Here is a 16,185-nt window from a genome sequence, read left to right as displayed (position 1 = left end):
AGAAAGGCTGCTGGCATGACCGCCACCAAGTGGAACAGCACCCGTCCCTGGCGCGGGATCATGGTCGCCACCGCGCTGCCCCTGCGTGACGATCTGTCCGTCGACTACGACGCGTACGCCGAGCATGTCGCCTGGCTGATCGAGAACGGCTGCGACGGCGTCGTGCCGAACGGTTCCCTCGGCGAGTACCAGACCCTCACCGACGAGGAGCGGGCCCGGGTGGTCCGTACCGCTGTCGAGGCTGCGGGTGACGGTGCGCGGGTGATGCCCGGTGTCGCCGCCTACGGCAGCGCCGAGGCCCGCCGCTGGGCCGAGCAGGCCGCCGAAGCCGGCTGCGGCTCGGTCCTGCTGCTGCCCCCCAACGCCTACCGCGCCGACGAGCAGGCCGTACGCGCCCACTACGCCGAGGTCGCCAGGGCCGGGGTGCCGGTCGTCGCGTACAACAACCCCATCGACACCAAGGTGGACCTGACACCCGCGCTGCTGGCCGAGCTGTACGCCGACGGGCACATCGTCGCCGTCAAGGAGTTCACCGGCGATGTCCGCCGCGCCTACGAGATCGCCGAACTCGCCCCCGATCTCGACCTGCTGATCGGCGCGGACGACGTCCTGCTGGAGCTTGCCCTGGCCGGTGCGGTCGGCTGGATCGCCGGCTACCCCAACGCCTTCCCCGCCAGCTGCGCAGAGCTCTACCACGCCGCCGTCGTCGGCGACCTCGACACCGCCCTGCCCCTCTACCGGTCCCTGCACTCACTGCTGCGCTGGGACTCCAAGGTCGAGTTCGTCCAGTCCATCAAGCTGTCCATGGACATCACCGGCCGCCGCGGCGGCCCGGTCCGCCCCCCGCGCTTCCCCCTCACCGGGGAGATCGAGGCCGGAGTCCGTGCCGCCACCGAGAAGGCCGTCGCCGACGGCCACCACTGACCACGGAAGCGCATACATGCGTACGCGACATGCCTTCCACGCCGTGGATGCGCACACCAACGATCCGGACGACCCCTTCCCCGGAGGTTTCCTCCTGTGACCAGCCTCGTCTCCCGTAACCCGGCCGACCCCACCGACGTACTCGTCAGCATCCCGACTCCCGGCGCGTTCGCGGCGGTTGACGCCGTCGAGCGGGCCCGTGCCGCCCAGCCCGGCTGGCTGATCGCCGGCGCGGCCGCTCGTTCGGCGGCGCTCACCGCGGTCGCCGCCGGCATCGAGGCCGCCGCGGACGAGCTTGCCGAACTCGCCGTGCGCGAGGTGGGCAAGCCGCTCGCCGAGGCCCGTGCCGAGGTCGCGCGGACCGCCGCGATCTGGCGGTACTACGCCCAGGCCCCGTACGAACCCACCGGCGCCGTCCACGAACCCGCTGCCGGCCTCGGACTCCTGCTCACCCGTCGGCGCCCGCACGGCGTCGCGGGCCTCATCACACCCTGGAACTTCCCCTTCGCCATCCCGAGCTGGAAGGCCGCCCCGGCACTCGCGGTGGGCAACGCGGTCGTCCTCAAGCCCGCTCCGGAAGCGACGGCGTGTGCCCAGCGTCTGGCCGAGATCGTCCAGCAGAGCCTGCCGGCAGGGGAGTTCACCGTGCTGCCCGGCGGGGCGACCGAGGGCAACGCCCTCGTCTCCGCCGCCGACGTCGTCTCCTTCACCGGCTCGACAGCCGTCGGCCAGGCAGTCGCACGCGGCGCCACGGCCCGGGGCATCCCGGTCCAGGCGGAGATGGGCGGCCTGAACGCGGCCATCGTCCTCCCGGACGCCGACATCGAGCAGGCCGCGGGCCACATCGCCGCCGCGATCGCCGGATACGCCGGCCAGAAGTGCACCGCCACCAGCCGCGTGATCGCGGTCGGCGCGGCCGTCGACCCCCTGCGCGAGGCACTCTCCGAGGCGCTGCGGACCGTCCCGGTCGGCGACCCTGCCGATCCGTCCACTGCGTGCGGACCACTCATCGACGAACGCGCTCGCGATCAGGTCAGCAGTGCCTGGGGCGGGCCCTCGGTCCTCGCGGGCGGCACCGTGCCCGACGGCCCGGGCTGGTACGCGGCCCCGACCCTGGTCGAGAAGGTGTCCCCGGGGCATCGGCTGCTGCGCGAGGAGGTCTTCGGGCCCATCGCGGCCCTGCTGCCCGCCGACGACCTCGCCCATGCGGTACGGATCACCAACTCGGTCCCGTACGGCCTGGTCACCTCGGTCCACACCGCGGACCTGGACACGGCCCTGAACGGACTGGACCAGCTCGACACCGGGATGATCCGGATCAACGCCCCGTCCACCGGCGTCGACTTCCACCTGCCTTTCGGCGGCGCCAAAGCCTCCAGCCACGGGCCGCGCGAACAGGGTCACGCGGCCCTGGAGTTCTACACTTCCAGCCGCACGTACACCCTGTCACCTGTGAAAACAACGTGACATTGTACGGTGGTGATCCGCTCCGGGATGAAGGGATCACCACCGTTATGGGGCACCTGAAGCAGCGCGACCTCAATGCCACCCGCGAGCGGCTGCGCGACCAGGTCGCCCACGCCCTGCGGGCCGCCCTGATCTCCGGCGAGCTGCGGCCGGGCGAGGTGTACTCGGCGCCGGTCCTTGCCGAGGACTTCGGGATCTCCGCGACGCCCGTGCGCGAGGCGATGCTCGACCTGGCCCGGGAGGGCCTGGTCGAGCCCGTTCGCAACAAGGGGTTCCGGGTCACCGAGGTCAACGAGCGCGATCTCGACCAGTACACCGAGATCCGTGCCCTGATCGAGATCCCCACGGTCGGCCGGATCACCCGGTCCGCCGCTCACGAGCAATTGGAGGCGCTGCGGCCGGTCGCCGAGGAGATTGTCCGGGCCGCGCGCGACCACGACCTCATCGGCTACCTGGAGGCCGACCGGCAGTTCCACCTCTCGCTCCTCGCCCTCTCCGGCAACGAGAGGCTCGTCGAAACCGTCGGCGACCTGCGCAAGCGAAGCCGCCTGTACGGGCTCACCGCCCTCGACGAGCGCGGCGGGCTGATCCCCTCGGCCGAGGAACACCTGGAACTCCTCGACCTGATGCTCGCCGGCGACGCGAAGGGAGCGGAGAAGTGCATGGCCAAGCACCTGGGCCATGTCCGCTCTCTGTGGGCCAAGAGCGAGACCGCGGCGAAATCCGCCCGCCGCGGCTGAGCCGAGGGCACAGCCCTCGGCTGAGTCGAGGGGTACAGAGCCCTCCATAACGTGGAGTTATGCGGACCTGGGGGCTCCCCGCCGACCGTGGGCCGACCCATCCTGATCCATGCAATGTCACACTTCATGCCGCAGCCCCTGGGCTGTGAAAGGGATCCATGAACCCCGCGTACGCGACCGTCGACCACGTCTTCACCGTCCCCCTGGACCACTCCGCCCCCCACGGGCCGGACATCCAGGTCTTCGCCCGTGAGGTCGTCGACCCGGGCCGCGCCGGCGAGGGACTTCCCTGGCTGCTTTACCTTCAGGGCGGCCCGGGCGGCAAATCGCCCCGCCCGTCGGCCGGTTCACCGAGTTGGCTGCCCCAGGCGCTCAAGACCCACCGGGTGCTCCTGCTGGACCAGCGCGGCACCGGCCGCTCCACCCCCGTCACCGCCCGGTCCGCCGCCCGGTTCGCTTCCCCCGCCCAACTCGCCGCGTATCTGGGCCACTTCCGGGCGGACTCCGTGGTTGCCGACGCGGAACTGATCCGCCGTCAACTCTGCGGTGAACAGCCCTGGGAGACGCTCGGCCAGAGCTACGGCGGCTTCCTCACCCTCACGTACCTCTCCCAGGCGCCCGAGGGACTGCGGGCCTGCTACGTGACCGGTGGCCTGCCCGGCCTCGCCGCCACCGCCGACGACGTGTACGCCCGCACCTACCCGCGGGTGCGGGACCGCGTTCTCGACTTCTACGCCCGCTACCCCGACGACGCCGCCCGCCTCCGCAAGATTGCCGATCTCCTCGCGACCACCGAGGTCCGCCTGCCCAATGGAGACCGCCTCACCACCCGCCGCCTGCGCACCCTCGGACTCGCCCTCGGCATGGGTGACGGCTTCGAACGGATCCACTGGCTGCTCGACGAATCCCTTGATGCCGATGGCGAGCCGAGCGACACCTTCCTCCACCAGGTGATGGCCCTCACCGGTTTCACCGACAATCCGCTGTTCGCCGTGATGCAGGAGACGCTCTACGGCCAGGGCGCGGGTTCGAGCGGCTGGGCCGCCTCGCGGGTGCTCGCGGACCTCCCCGAATTCGCCGAGGACGCGGATCCCCTCCTTCTCACCGGAGAAATGATCTACCCGTGGATGTTCCGCGACATCACGGGCCTGCGCCCCTTCGCGGACGCCGCCGACCTGCTGGCCGAACGCGCCGACTGGCCGCCGCTGTACGACCTCCATCGCCTCGCCGTCAATCAGGTCCCACTCGCCGCGATCGTCTACCACGACGACATGTATGTGGACGCCGCACTCTCCCTGCGCACCGCGCGCGAGGTCGGTGCCACCCGCGTCTGGGTCACCAATGAATGGGAGCACGACGGCGTCACCGCGTCGAGCGGCCGTGTGCTGGCCCGCCTGATGGACCTGGCCGGGGACCGCGCTTAGGGCCGTGCGGGTCGCTACGAAGCCGCTGAAGTGCGAGTCGGCCCTGGATGGTCGAGATTGGGCAGGGCGGCGCGCAGCGGGACCGTAAGGACGAGCGGGACCGTAAGGACGAAGGAGCGGTGGATGAGCCGGAACGCAACGGGCGCACAGTGGCAGATGCGCAACGGCGACCAGACTGCCGTCGTGGTCGAACTGGGCGGCGCGCTCCGCCACTACGCGGTGGGTGGGCGAACGGTGCTGGACGGGTTCGACGCCGACGCGCGGATTACCGGCGGCCGTGGACAACTCCTGGTGCCCTGGCCCAACAGGGTGGGCGGCGGCCGCTACACCTGGAAGGGACAGGACCTGCAACTTCCGCTGACCGAGCCGGACAGCGGCAACGCGATCCACGGTCTGCTCCGCTGGTCGGCATGGCGGCTGCTCGACCAGCAGGAGGACCGGGTGACGACGGGCACCACACTCTTCCCGCAGCCCGGCTACCCCTTCCCGCTGGACGTGTCCGCCGAGTACCGGCTGGGTCCCGAGGGGCTGGCTGTCGCCGTCACAGCGACGAACCTGGGGGAGGCGGTGGCACCCTACGGAGCAGGGCAACACCCCTACCTGACGGTGGGAACCGACCTGGTGGACGAAGCGCTGCTGACCGTGCCCGCACGCTACCGGCTGCGCACCGACGAGCAAGGTCTGCCGGTCGGCAGCGAACCGGTCCAGGGCACGGCCTACGACTTCCGGGCGCCCCGGCCCATTGGCGAGCAGCCGCTGGACACGGCGTTCACCGAACTCGACCGGGACCCTTCCGGTCGCGCCGTCGTCCGCCTGGCGCATCCCTCCGGACAACACGGGGTCGACGTATGGCTCGGCGAAGGCACCAAATTCGTACAGGTGTACACCGGCGACACGCTGCCCGAGCCCGAGCGGCGACGCCGTGGTATCGCCGTCGAAGCCATGTCCTGCCCGGCGGACGCCTTCCGCAGCGGCAGAGCGGTGACCGCTCTGGCCCCGGGCGCCCAGCACGTGCTCCGTTGGGGCATCACCCCCTGGGGGCCCACGACATGAGGCCGGCCGGTGCTCATCGCCATCCACCGCTACGGCCGGCGCAAGCCTGGGGGGTCGCCCAGCGCCACTACCTCCCAAGACGCCTGTGACTGACGACGAGATCCTCCTTGGCATCGGTTTGACCGTCGTCCTCGCCGTCGGCTCGCAGATCCTGGCGAGCCGGCTGCGCATCCCCGCCCTGATCGTGCTGCTGCCGACCGGATTCACCGCGGGCGCCCTGACCCACGTCATCCACCCGGACCAGTTGCTGGGGCCGGACTTCTCCGCCCTGGTGTCGCTTTCCGTGGCGGTGATCCTCTACGACGCCGGTCTCGGACTCGACCTACGACATCTCACCGGTCGCACCCGGGGGGTCGTGGTCAGGCTGCTGTTGCTCGGTGTGGTCATCACCTGGGCGGCCACCGCAGGAATCGCCCCGGTGATGTTCGGCATGCCGCTCGAGGTGGCTGTGATGCTGGGCGTGATCCTCGTCGTCTCAGGGACAGTGTCGTGCTCCTCGGGCCCGCGCCGGCGATGCCGGTGCACGGCGACCCGAGCACCGGCAAGTGACCGTCGGAGAAGGGCGCGGCTCCGCTACGTGGCACCCGGCGGAGCCGAAGCCCCGAGTGCTGTGGTGATGGGGGCGCGATCGCAAGTGCAACGCAGTTGGCGAGGGTTGCGGATGGGTTTTCCTGCATGTGAATGATCTGCTCATTCCCGAGTCGACGCTGCGCTCCGGGCTCATGGTGGAGTTCGAGATCGAGGACAGCGACCGCGGCCTCAAGGCGTCCAAGGTTCGGCTGGGCATTGACGCGGAGAGCCCGTCGGTCCAGGCGGCCGTCGCGGCTGCCCCCACGGCTCCCGACGGCCGACTCGTCCACCGCGGAAGGGCAGGAGCCGATGTGCGACGTGCTCAGCTCGGCGGAGTTCACGCGCGAGGTGACCGAGCTGCTGCTGACCTCCGGCTCTGAGCTGACGGGCCATCAAATTCAGGCCGTGCGCAAGCAGTGCACGTACGTGGCGGAGTGACGCGTCACCAACGCGACGCGTACGGGGGCAGAGCCGGCGCGGAAGAGCTGCGAGCTGAGATCGCCGTCAGCTTCAACCGGGAGCTGTGCCATGTCTGGCGGCTGCAGCGCCTCATGCACCGGGCTCGAGCCTGCCCGACCTCGTCCTGGCCGAGGTCGGGCACCGGCGCGTGCGTACCTCCTCGGCCCCTGGAAGTGTTGGCGTCGCACAGATTCAACTGACCAGAAGGGAAGTCATGAGTACCGAGACGCTGGAGTTTCAGGCTGAGGCGCGGCAGCTGCTGGAGTTGATGGTCCATTCGATCTACTCGAACAAGGACATCTTCCTGCGCGAACTCATCTCCAACGCCTCTGACGCCCTGGACAAGCGGCGCCTGGCCGGGCTGAAGGACGAGGGTCTCAGGGCGGATGACCTGCACATCGAGATCGACGCCGACAAGGAGGCCCGCACGCTGACCGTGCGGGACAACGGGATCGGTATGTCGCGCGACGAGGTGGTGGGGCTGATCGGCACCATCGCCAGATCCGGTACGTCCGAGACGCTGCGCCGGCTCAGGGAGAGCAAGGAATCGGCCGAGTTGATCGGCCAGTTCGGGGTCGGCTTCTACTCCGTGTTCATGGTTGCCGACAAGGTCACTCTGCTCACCCGCAAGGCCGGTGAGGCAACAGGGGTGCGCTGGGAGTCGGACGGCGACGGCACGTACACGATCGAGACCGTGGAGGAGGCGCCGGAGGGCACGTCGGTGCGTGTTCACCTGCGGCCCGCCGACGAGGAGGACGCGCTCTACGACTACACCGACGAAGGGAAGATCCGGGAGATCGTCAAGCGGTACTCGGACTTCATCTCGTTCCCGGTCCTGATGGGGGGCGACACCCTCAACTCGATGAAGGCGCTCTGGGCTCGCCCGCGCTCGGAGGTGAGTGACGAGGAGTACCGGGAGTTCTACCGGCACGTCAGCCATGACTGGACGGACCCGCTCGACATCATCCGGATGCGGGCGGAGGGCACCTTCGAGTACGAGGCCCTGCTGTTCTTGCCGGCGCGGGCCCCGCACGACCTCTATCAGCGTGATGCCCGCCACGGCCTCCAGCTGTATGTCAAGCGCGTGTTCATCCTGGACGACAGCCGCGAGCTCCTGCCCGACCACCTCCGCTTCGTCAAGGGAGTCGTGGACGCCGCCGACCTGTCGCTGAACATCTCCCGCGAGATCCTCCAGCAGGACCGGCACATCCAGCTGATCCGTCGCCGCCTGGCGAAGAAGGTCCTGGCGTCCATCAAGGACCTGATGAGCAAGGATGCCGAGAAGTACCGCACGTTCTGGGGCGAGTTCGGCCCCGTCGTCAAGGAGGGCCTCCTCGACGGAACCGAGGACCAGAAGGCGATTCTCGACATCGCCTCGTTCGCCTCCACCGCCGGCGAGGAGCCCACCACCCTGGCCGACTACCTCGCCCGGATGCCGGAGGGCCAGGACAAGATCTACTTCATGACCGGCGACAGCCGCGCACAGGTCGCGAACTCCCCGCACATGGAGGCGTTCCGGGCCAAGGGGTACGAGGTCCTGCTGCTCACCGATCCGGTGGACGAGATCTGGGCCGAGGCGGTCCGCGACTACGCGGGCACGGAGTTCCAGTCCATCGCCCGCGGCGCGGTTGACCTGCTCTCCGAGGAGGAGCCGTCACCGGAGCAGGCCGGGGCTTATGCGGCGGTGCTGACCTGGCTGAACGAAACCCTCAACGACGTCAAGGACGTACGCCTGACGACCCGGCTCACCGGCTCACCGGCGTGCCTGGTCAGCGATACCGACGGCCTCACGCCGGCCTTGGAGAAGATGTACAAGGCGATGGGTCAGGAGCTCCCGCCGGTCAAGCGCATTCTCGAGCTCAATCCACAGCACCCGCTGGTCAGCGCGCTGAAGACGGCGTACGACCAGCGCGCCGGTGACCCGGAGCTGACCGAGACGGCCGAGCTGCTGTACGGCACTGCCCTGCTCGCGGAAGGCGGCGATCTGGCCGACCCGGCACGCTTCGCCGCTCTGCTTGCCGACCGCCTCAGCAAGACGCTCTGAGCCGACGCCCGATGACGACGACTGCCGCGAGCACATCCGTGCTCGCGGCAGTCGTGCGAGAACACGCCGCAGGGGCGCCGGGGCGGCGGCTGTCAGCCGGCGGTGCGAGCGCCCTCGGTCCGGAAGTGCTGCTTCAGGACCTGCATGACCTCTGTGCTCTGCTCGCTGACGAAGAAGTGCCCACCGGTGAACACACGGAGATCGAGTGAACCGGTCGTGTGCTGTCCCCAGGCCTTGGCCTCGTCCAGCGTCGTCTTGGGGTCGCTGTCGCCGGAGCGCGTGAGCGGCGCGGTATGGGTCTGAACGTACGGGTGGGTGGGCCCAGACCCACCGCCGCCGACCATGCGTTTTCCCGTCGGTTTCGCCGCACGGTACGAGCGGGACTGGCGGGCCACGCAGGGTGAGCGTGGGGCCCCCGGCGAGAGCCGGAGCTGTACCCGCCGTGCCCCTCCTCGGGGGCGTCGGTCTCGCAGGCGCGCAGCTCGGGCGGGAACCCGGTCCAGCGCAGCTCCGCCGGCAGGTGCCGCATCTGGCACTGAGCGCAGTCGCAACGCCAGCCAAGCTGCGAGAAGAGCGCTCGATGAACGCCTGACTGCCCAGGTCGTGGCGGAACTGCCGTCTTTGGCTGCTGTGATGGAACGTCAGGGCATCAGCGTTGACGGGTTGCCCCATCCTTGAAAGCACTCGGGTGTCAGACGGCCTTCGGTGATCTGGGCCATGAAGAGGTACGTGCACCAGCTTGTGATGGAGCTCAAGCCTGGGGCGAAGCCGCTGTCAGCCCTCCCGGATGAAGCCCTCCCGCACCAGCCAGTCCTTCGCCACCTCGTGCGGGTCCTCCCCGTCCACGTCCACCCGCGCGTTCAGCCGCTGGGCCTCCGCCCCCGTCAGCCGCTTGGTGATCGGGGTGAGGACGTCGGCGATGGCGGGGTACTTTCTCATCGTGGCGCTGTTCATCTCGGGTGCCGCGTTGTAGTTGGGGAAGAAGTGCCGATCGTCCTCCAGCACCTTCAGCTCGAGTTCCGGAATGCGGCCGTCGGTCGTGGCCGCCACGCCGAGGGTGCAGGCTGCGCCCTTGGCGACCTGGGTGTAGACGACGCCGTCGTCCATCTTTTTGAAGTTCCCGCGCCGGAGGGCGAATCCGTACGTCTTCGCCACGCCCGGCAGGCCGTCCTCGCGCACCGAGAACTCGCTTCCGCCGCAGATCGTCGCCGCGCCCGGGTCCTTCTTCGTCAGACGTGCCACGTCGGAGAGAGTGCGCAGCCGGTACTTCTGCGCATTCGCCCGGTTCGCGACCAGCGCGTAGGTGTTGTTGAGCGCGGCGGCGGGCAGCCAGGTGATGCCGTTGCGGCGGTCCTCGTCGCGTACGGCCTCCCACTGCTCGTACGGGTCGACGACCGGCTTGGTGTGACCGAGGTAGGTGATCCAGGCCGTGCCCGTGTACTCGTACATCCCATCCGCCGCACCGGACTTGACCGCCTCGCGGGCACCGATCGAGCCCTGGATGTTCGTCCGGTCCAGGACTTCCGCGCCGGCCGCTTTGAAGACCAGCCCCATGATCTGGCCCAGGATGATCTGCTCGGTGAACTCCTTGGAGGTCACGGTCAGTTGGGCGCCCTCCAGCGGTCGCCCCTTCCCGATGGAGCCGGGCTGCACCGAGTCGGCCAGCGGGCTGCCGCTGGTCAGTCCGCAGCTGCTCAGCCCTGCGGCGGCGAGCAGCAGGGCGCCCGCGCCCGCGACGGCCGTCCGTACCCGGGTCAGGTGCATCAGCCCACCTCCAGGCCGCGTGGGCGCAGCAGCAACTCGACGAGCATCCCCAGCCAGTCCACGATCAGCGCCATGGCGACTGTCAGTACGGAGCCGAGCACCAGCACCGGCATGCGCTGGTTGGTGATGCCGGAGGAGATCAGGTCCCCGAGTCCTCCTCCGCCGCCGAAGGTGGCCAGCGTCGCGGTGCCGACGTTCAGCACGAGCGCGGTCCGTACGCCCGCCAGGATCAGCGGTACGGCCAGGGGCAGTTCGACCCGGAACAGCACCAGCGGCGGCGACATCCCGATGCCGCGCGCCGCCTCCACGAGTGCCGGGTCGGTGGCCCTCAGGCCGGCCACGGTGTTGCTCAGCACCGGCAGCACCGCGAATGCCACGATGCCGACCAAGGCGGCTCGTTGGCCGATGCCGAGCCAGATCACCAGCAGCGCCAGCAGGCCAAGGGCCGGGGTCGCCTGGCCGATGTTGGCCACCGCGACGAACGGCGGTGCGGCCCGGCGCAGGACCCCGCGCGTCAGCGCGATGCCCAGCGGGATCGCGATGATGAGCACGAAGAAGGTGGAGATGGCGACGAGTTCGGTCTGCTGGAGGAGTGCGGTGCGCACGGCGCCGTCTGCGAGGGCGTTCCTGGCGATCGAGTCCAGCTCGGTGGTGCGCAGATACAGCGCGGTGGCGCCGAGGACGACCGCGACGAAGGCCGGCAGCGTCACCAGCTTCTGCCAGGTGATACGGGGCGGGACCCGGTCCAGTGCGGCGAGCCGGGTCACGGGCTCGTCATGCCCCGGCCCTGGAGCCGGCCCCGGGGACCCGTAACCGGCCTCGGGAGCGGCTCCACCACCGGCCCCGACATCGACGTCGCTCCGGCTCACGCGGGCTCACCCCGGCCGGTCGGCCGAGCCTCCTCGGCTCCCCGCTCGCCCGGCGCCCCGTGCATCGCGTTCAGCAGTGTCGACATGTCCACCACGCCGGCGTACGCGCCGTCCTGTCCCGTGACCGCGACGCGGCCCGCACCGTCGGCCAGCAGCGCCTCCAGCGCGTCCCGCAGCGTCATGTCCACCCCGATCCGGCTCCGTACGGGGGTGCCCGCCGACAACGGCAGCGGCTCTCCGGCGGGTTGCGCACTCCGGGCGCGCGTCAGGTCCTCGCGTCGCAGCCAGGAGTGCGGGCGCCGCTCCCGGTCCAGTAGCAGCAGGTGGTCGGCGGAGGCGGAGCCCGCGTCCAGCAGGTGCAGGGCGGTCTCGAGCCTGTCGTCGACGGTGGCGGTCGGGACGTCGGCGAGCTCCACCTCCCGTACGCGCTTGAGGTGCAGCCGCTTCACCCCGGCTCCCGCGCCCACGAAACCGGCGACGAAGTCGTCCGCCGGACTGGCCAGGATCGCTTCCGGAGTGTCGAACTGGGCGATCTGCGACCGGTCGCGCAGCACCGCGATCCGGTCGCCGACCTTGATGGCCTCGTCGAAGTCGTGCGTGACGAAGACGATCGTCTTGCGCAACTCGCGCTGTAATCGGATGAGTTGGTCCTGCAGGCGCTCGCGGGTGATGGGGTCGACGGCCCCGAACGGCTCGTCCATCAGCAGCACGGGCGGGTCGGCCGCCAGCGCCCGCGCCACCCCGACCCGCTGCTGCTGGCCGCCGGAGAGCCGGCGCGGATAGCGGCCGTGGAACTCCCCGGGATCCAGCCCGACCAGTTCGAGCATCTCCTCGACCCGGTCCCGCACCTTCGCGCGGGGCCAGCCGGCCATCTTCGGTACGAGCGCGATGTTCTCGGCGACGGTCATGTGCGGGAAGAGGCCCGTGGCCTGGATGGCGTAGCCAATGGTGCGGCGGAGCGCCACGGGGTTGATGCCGGTGACGTCCTCGCCGCCGATGGTGATCCGCCCCGAGGTCGGCTCGATCAGCCGGTTGATCATCTTGAGGGTGGTGCTCTTGCCGCAGCCCGAGGGCCCCACAAGGATCACGGTTTCGCCGGCCGCGACGTCCAGGGTCACGTCCTCCACGGCCGGGGCTTGGCTGTCCGGATAGCGCTTGGTGAGGTTGTCCAGCCGGATACTCGCACCGGCGGCGGCCGACCGGTCGGGCCCGGCGGATCGGGCGGATCCGCCGGGGCCTGCGGCGCCGGACGTCGAGGAGGTCGGTTCGACGATATCGGCAGAGTCAGCCACGGATCCCCCGTGAGATGGTGAGCCGTCCGATCAGCACGTACCCGGCGTCGAACAGCAGGGCCAGGACGACGATTCCGAGCGTCCCCGACAGTACTTCGTTGAGCGCGTTCGCACTGCCCAGGCTGGAGATGCCACGGAAGATCTGGTTGCCGAGCCCGGGACCCGAGGCGAAGGCCGCGATCGCCGCAATGCCCATCAGCATCTGGGTCGACACCCGGACACCGGTGAGGATCGGCGGCCAGGCGAGGGGCAGTTCGACCTTTAGCAGCTGGGCGAACCGTGACATCCCCATGCCCTTGGCGGCCTCGACGAGGGCCGGGTCGACTCCGCGCAACCCGACGACCGCGTTACGGACCACGGGCAGCAGTCCGTACAGCGTCAGCGCGATGACGGTCGGCGCGACGCCGAGGCCGACGACCGGGACGAGCAGTCCGAGGAGAGCCAGGGAGGGGACGGTGAGGATGCTTGCGGTCGTGGTGATCGCCAGGTTTCCCGCCCACGCGGTGCGGTAGGTGAGGACGCCGATCAAGACCCCGAGCACCGTGGCGACGACCATGCACTGGAAGACGGCGCTGGCGTGCTGATAGGCGTCCACCAGCAGCTGCTGGTAGCGGGTGCCCAGGTACTCCCAGAAGCTCACTTCTCGGTCCCTCCCTCAAGGCCGGTCCTCCAGCGGTCAGCGGTCCATACGGCGCCTGCCGCGACGCCTGGCGCACCAGTGGAGTGATCCGGAGCGGCACCGGATTCTCCAACGTGATCGCCGTCGAGGCCCGCACGATGCCATCGAATCCCCCCATCCGGTCGATCACGCGCTGCAAGCCGGCATTCGAGCGTGCCACCGAACGGCACAGCATGTCACCACCCCGCCGGCGGCGAGGAGTACTTGGGCCGCACCCGACGGGAGCCGCATCACCGGCTCAGCAAACTCGCACTGCTCGCCAACTGCTGACCCACTCGGGCATCCGACACGACTCTCCCCGGTGGTGGGGGAGTAAGAACTCCTCACAGAATTGGACCGCCCTCCGATCCGCGCGCGGTAGGGCAAGGCGAGTGGGAAGGAAGATCACTACTCTGCACGAGTGCTCTCATACGACGAGTTGACTTCACCGGAGCGCGAGCTGTGGGATCTGTTCCCCGAGGGACGCCGCGTGGACCTGCGCATGGGTGTGCCCGAGGACGACCGTGTCGCCGAGGGTGGGCAGTGGGGCCCCGGGCGGACGGTTCGGGCCGCCGTGATCGTGGCGCTCCTCCAGGGCGCGAACACCACCCAGACGGGCGCCGTCGCGTGCCTGAGGCTCGCCGGGGCGCGGATATCCGGACACCTCAACCTGGCCGGCGCGCAGATCGCTCACGCCCTCTGGCTCGAGGACTGCTGGTTCGAGGAGGGCGTGGACCTCTCCGGAGCGTCGACCCAGTCGATTGCGATCGTGGGCAGCCGAGTGCCGGGCGTGGAAGCCGGCTTGATCCGTATCGAGGGACGCCTCGACCTGCGGCGCTCTCGCCTGGAAAGCGGCTATGCCTCGCCCTTCCACCGCAGGATCAGCGCCTTGTCGCTCATCAACGCCCACGTGAGCGGCGCCGTGAATCTCAGCGGCGCTGAGATCACCGCACCCGAGCAATGGGCGGTGTCCGCCGGCGGACTGGTTGCGGAGGGCGGCGTTTACTGCGTGGACGGATTCGTCGTGCACGGTGAAGTCCGTCTCATGGGGGCACAGTTGCCAGGCGGACTGCACATGCGGGGCGCACTACTGGAACGCCCCGGCCAGCGTGGGGTGGCGCTCGCCCTGGACAACGCCGTGGCCTCGAGGCTCGATGGGACCCGCAGGCGGCGGAACCAGTGCAGGTGCGCGAACGCGCGCTCGACGACCCAGCGTTGGGTGCCAAGTCCGGAGCCGTGCTCGGTGCCGCGGGCGATCAGTGGCTTCACGCCCAGATCCCAGACCAGTCGGCGGTACTTGTCGTGGTCGTAACCGCGGTCGCCCAGGACCACGGTGGGGCGGCGACGAGGTCGGCCGCGCTTGCCCCGTACCGGCGGGATCGCCTCCAGCAGTCCCGTCCTGCCCCGGTCGACGGGGCTTCGTCCGGTCTTGGAGCCAGCTGAAGGCGGCGGTGATGTGGAGGTTGACTACTACCGAGAGTGACTATGCCCTCGGCGAGCCGGAAGGGCTCCGGGGGCTGTAGTTGAGGGTCCAGCCGTTGCCGTCGGAAGGTGGAAGAGATCACGAGCGCTGAGTCTCCCCGGATTCTCCCAGCGGTTGCAGAGTGCCGTGGTCGCGTGTGCGCGATCGCAAATCCAGCTCCGCTGAGGAGGGCTGTGGTGATGGACTAAAGCCAGTCCCGTCGCTTGAAGATGAAGTACAAACTAACGCAAACTACGGCCATTAGGGCCACGGCGAAGGGGTATCCGAACGCCCAGCGCAGTTCCGGCATCGACTCGAAGTTCATGCCGTAAATCGTTCCCACGAGCGTGGGAGCAAAGAGGATGGCGGCCCACGAGGAGATCTTCTTGATCTCTTCGTTCTGCTCGAAGCCCGCCTCCGCCATCGCCCGCATCTCCTCGTTCTGCTGCTGCGTCACGAGCGTTGCGTTCACCGTGAGGATGTCCGCCAGTGCCTGGCGGAAGCCGTCCACGCGCTCGCTCGTGTGCGTCACGTGGTCGGCGACATCGCGGAGGTAGCTCTGGAGTTCCTCGTCCGTGCCGTACTTGGCGAAGCCCGCCATCAGGGCGTGGAGCATGCCGACCAGGGGGCGGGTCGCGCGCTGGAACTCGACCATTTCGCGGGCGAGTTCGTAGATGCGGCGCGAGACCGCCGGGTCGCCGCCGAAGACCTCGGTCTCGATTTCGTCGATGTCGTTCTGTACGCCCGCGACGACCGGGGCATAGCCGTCGACGACGGCGTCCAGGATCGCGTACAGCACCGCCTCCGGGCCGAGGGCCAGCAGCTCCGGGCTTTTCTCCATGCGGTGGCGGACCGCGGAGAGGTCGGGAGCCGCGCCGTGGCGGACCGTGATCAGGAAGTCCCTGCCGACGAAGACGTGCAGCTCGCCGAATTCGACCTCCTCCTGGGCGTCGAGATAGCGGGCGGCGCGCAGCACGACGAAGAGCGTGTCGCCGTAGCGTTCCAGCTTGGGGCGCTGGTGGGCCTCCAGCGCGTCCTCGACCGCGAGTTCATGCAGGTCGAACTCCGCGGCGAGGGACAGGACTTCGGCCTCGGTCGGGCGGTGCAGTCCGATCCACGCCATGCCGTCCGGGTACTCGCGCAGCTGGCGGAAGGTCTCGGCGAGCGAGTCGGGTGTCGAGACGCGGCGGCCGTCCCGGTACAGCGCGGCCTGGACGACGCTGCCCTGGTCCTTGTGTACGGGGGAGGGGGCGGCGGCGTCTCCGGACGCGGGTGCGGGTGGCGGCGAACCCCCGGGAGGCAGGGGACGACGGCGCCACTGGTTTCGCCTCGGCGACAGCGACATCGCGCGTCTCACCTCCCACCTCGAAGTGGATCGGAGCAGTTTCGGATCAGTACGACCCCGAAGCAGGATATCCGCGTCGAATTGGCCCGGCATGACGGGGCGGCAGCACGGGTT

13 protein-coding genes and 3 pseudogenes are annotated in these 16,185 nt (G+C 69.6%); 8 read left to right on the top strand and 8 right to left on the bottom strand.

Annotated features, from left to right (window positions below; all coding sequences use genetic code 11):
* The first annotated feature begins 15 nt into the window (after positions 1–15).
* The 8 genes and pseudogenes from ACI2LP_RS02435 to htpG all read left to right on the top strand — a co-directional run bounded on the left by ACI2LP_RS02435 (position 16) and on the right by htpG (position 8,681).
* Positions 16–924 carry a dihydrodipicolinate synthase family protein gene (locus ACI2LP_RS02435; RefSeq protein WP_404722659.1) on the top strand — a complete coding sequence of 303 codons (909 nt, stop codon included), beginning with the start codon at positions 16–18 and terminating at the stop codon, positions 922–924.
* A 96-nt stretch (positions 925–1,020) separates the two neighbouring features.
* Entirely contained in the window at positions 1,021–2,391 is a 1,371-nt protein-coding gene (locus tag ACI2LP_RS02430) for an aldehyde dehydrogenase family protein (RefSeq protein WP_404722658.1), read from the top strand.
* A 47-nt stretch (positions 2,392–2,438) separates the two neighbouring features.
* On the top strand, positions 2,439–3,131 hold the full coding sequence (locus tag ACI2LP_RS02425) for a GntR family transcriptional regulator (RefSeq protein WP_404722657.1): 693 nt from the start codon (positions 2,439–2,441) through the stop codon (positions 3,129–3,131).
* A gap of 158 nt (positions 3,132–3,289) precedes the next feature.
* Positions 3,290–4,555, top strand: a complete 1,266-nt coding sequence (locus ACI2LP_RS02420) for an alpha/beta fold hydrolase (RefSeq protein ID WP_404722656.1) — start codon at positions 3,290–3,292, stop codon at positions 4,553–4,555.
* Positions 4,556–4,678: 123 nt separating this feature from the next.
* Positions 4,679–5,608, top strand: a complete 930-nt coding sequence (locus ACI2LP_RS02415; protein ID WP_404722655.1) for an aldose 1-epimerase family protein — start codon at positions 4,679–4,681, stop codon at positions 5,606–5,608.
* Positions 5,609–5,693: 85 nt separating this feature from the next.
* Positions 5,694–6,089 (top strand): annotated as a pseudogene (locus ACI2LP_RS02410) (cation:proton antiporter); the annotation flags it as partial.
* Positions 6,090–6,487: 398 nt separating this feature from the next.
* Entirely contained in the window at positions 6,488–6,616 is a 129-nt protein-coding gene (locus ACI2LP_RS02405; protein WP_404722654.1) for a hypothetical protein, read from the top strand.
* A gap of 235 nt (positions 6,617–6,851) precedes the next feature.
* Positions 6,852–8,681 carry a molecular chaperone HtpG gene (gene htpG, locus ACI2LP_RS02400; protein ID WP_404722653.1) on the top strand — a complete coding sequence of 610 codons (1,830 nt, stop codon included), beginning with the start codon at positions 6,852–6,854 and terminating at the stop codon, positions 8,679–8,681.
* A 92-nt stretch (positions 8,682–8,773) separates the two neighbouring features.
* On the opposite strand, the gene ACI2LP_RS02395 is transcribed toward htpG, so the two are convergent.
* The 8 genes and pseudogenes from ACI2LP_RS02395 to ACI2LP_RS02360 form a co-directional block, all read right to left on the bottom strand.
* Positions 8,774–9,076 (bottom strand): hypothetical protein, encoded by a 303-nt coding sequence (locus tag ACI2LP_RS02395; RefSeq protein ID WP_404722652.1) that lies wholly within the window; start codon positions 9,074–9,076, stop codon positions 8,774–8,776.
* Between the two features lie 379 nt (positions 9,077–9,455).
* Positions 9,456–10,445, bottom strand: coding sequence for a glycine betaine ABC transporter substrate-binding protein (locus tag ACI2LP_RS02390; RefSeq protein WP_404722651.1), 990 nt, complete (start codon positions 10,443–10,445; stop codon positions 9,456–9,458).
* A complete protein-coding gene (locus tag ACI2LP_RS02385; protein WP_404722650.1) occupies positions 10,445–11,314 on the bottom strand; it encodes an ABC transporter permease in 870 nt (289 codons plus the stop codon). The genes ACI2LP_RS02390 and ACI2LP_RS02385 overlap by 1 nt, the downstream gene beginning before the upstream one ends.
* On the bottom strand, positions 11,311–12,606 hold the full coding sequence (locus tag ACI2LP_RS02380) for a betaine/proline/choline family ABC transporter ATP-binding protein (RefSeq protein ID WP_404722649.1): 1,296 nt from the start codon (positions 12,604–12,606) through the stop codon (positions 11,311–11,313). The genes ACI2LP_RS02385 and ACI2LP_RS02380 overlap by 4 nt, the downstream gene beginning before the upstream one ends.
* On the bottom strand, positions 12,599–13,246 hold the full coding sequence (locus ACI2LP_RS02375; protein WP_404722648.1) for an ABC transporter permease: 648 nt from the start codon (positions 13,244–13,246) through the stop codon (positions 12,599–12,601). The genes ACI2LP_RS02380 and ACI2LP_RS02375 overlap by 8 nt, the downstream gene beginning before the upstream one ends.
* Positions 13,247–13,295: 49 nt before the next feature.
* A pseudogene (locus ACI2LP_RS02370) lies at positions 13,296–13,466 on the bottom strand (Lrp/AsnC family transcriptional regulator); the annotation flags it as partial.
* Between the two features lie 959 nt (positions 13,467–14,425).
* A pseudogene (locus ACI2LP_RS02365) lies at positions 14,426–14,704 on the bottom strand (IS5/IS1182 family transposase); the annotation flags it as partial.
* 227 nt (positions 14,705–14,931) lie between these two features.
* Positions 14,932–16,071: a magnesium and cobalt transport protein CorA gene (locus tag ACI2LP_RS02360; RefSeq protein ID WP_404722647.1), complete on the bottom strand. Its 1,140-nt coding sequence runs from the start codon at positions 16,069–16,071 to the stop codon at positions 14,932–14,934.
* Between the last annotated feature and the right edge of the window lie 114 nt (positions 16,072–16,185).

Source organism: Streptomyces sp. NPDC019890, from assembly GCF_044903445.1.
Lineage (GTDB): Bacteria > Actinomycetota > Actinomycetes > Streptomycetales > Streptomycetaceae > Streptomyces.
This window is presented reverse-complemented; position numbering and strand designations above follow the sequence as displayed.